At 53.8% G+C, this 1,391-nt stretch carries 1 rRNA gene; it reads right to left on the bottom strand.

From position 1 onward, the window contains the following. Window positions 1-17: 17 nt before the first annotated feature. Window positions 18-1,391 (bottom strand): 23S ribosomal RNA (locus tag E2R53_RS22895); the annotation flags it as partial.

Here is a 1,391-nt window from a genome sequence, read left to right on the forward strand (position 1 = left end):
TTACACTTTATTAGACTGTGGTTAAGTCCTCGAACGATTAGTATCTGTCAGCTCCACACGTCACCGCGCTTCCACCTCAGACCTATCAACCTGATCATCTTTCAGGGTTCTTACTCACTTACGTGATGGGAAATCTCATCTTGAGGGGGGCTTCATGCTTAGATGCTTTCAGCACTTATCCCTTCCGCACATAGCTACCCAGCGATGCCTTTGGCAAGACAACTGGTACACCAGCGGTGCGTCCATCCCGGTCCTCTCGTACTAAGGACAGCTCCTCTCAAATTTCCTGCGCCCACGACGGATAGGGACCGAACTGTCTCACGACGTTCTGAACCCAGCTCGCGTACCGCTTTAATGGGCGAACAGCCCAACCCTTGGGACCGACTACAGCCCCAGGATGCGATGAGCCGACATCGAGGTGCCAAACCTCCCCGTCGATGTGGACTCTTGGGGGAGATAAGCCTGTTATCCCCGGGGTAGCTTTTATCCGTTGAGCGATGGCCCTTCCATGCGGAACCACCGGATCACTAAGCCCGACTTTCGTCCCTGCTCGACTTGTAGGTCTCGCAGTCAAGCTCCCTTGTGCCTTTACACTCTGCGAATGATTTCCAACCATTCTGAGGGAACCTTTGGGCGCCTCCGTTACATTTTAGGAGGCGACCGCCCCAGTCAAACTGCCCACCTGACACTGTCTCCCAGCCCGATCAGGGCTGTGGGTTAGAATTTCAATACAGCAAGGGTAGTATCCCACCAATGCCTCCACCGAAGCTGGCGCTCCGGCTTCCAAGGCTCCTACCTATCCTGTACAAGCTGTACCAAAATTCAATATCAGGCTACAGTAAAGCTCCACGGGGTCTTTCCGTCCTGTCGCGGGTAACCTGCATCTTCACAGGTACTATAATTTCACCGAGTCTCTCGTTGAGACAGTGCCCAGATCGTTACGCCTTTCGTGCGGGTCGGAACTTACCCGACAAGGAATTTCGCTACCTTAGGACCGTTATAGTTACGGCCGCCGTTTACTGGGGCTTCGGTTCAAAGCTTCGCTTGCGCTAACCTCTCCCCTTAACCTTCCAGCACCGGGCAGGCGTCAGCCCCTATACTTCGCCTTGCGGCTTCGCAGAGACCTGTGTTTTTGCTAAACAGTCGCCTGGGCCTATTCACTGCGGCTTTTCAGGGCTATGAACCCTAAAAAGCACCCCTTCTCCCGAAGTTACGGGGTCATTTTGCCGAGTTCCTTAACGAGAGTTCTCTCGCTCACCTTAGGATTCTCTCCTCGCCTACCTGTGTCGGTTTGCGGTACGGGCACCTCTCACCTCGCTAGAGGCTTTTCTTGGCAGTGTGGAATCAGGAACTTCGGTACTAAATTTCCCTCGCCATCACAGCTCAGCCTT

Origin of the sequence: Peribacillus frigoritolerans, from assembly GCF_004358755.1 — a bacterium.
GTDB lineage: Bacteria > Bacillota > Bacilli > Bacillales > Bacillaceae > Bacillus_P.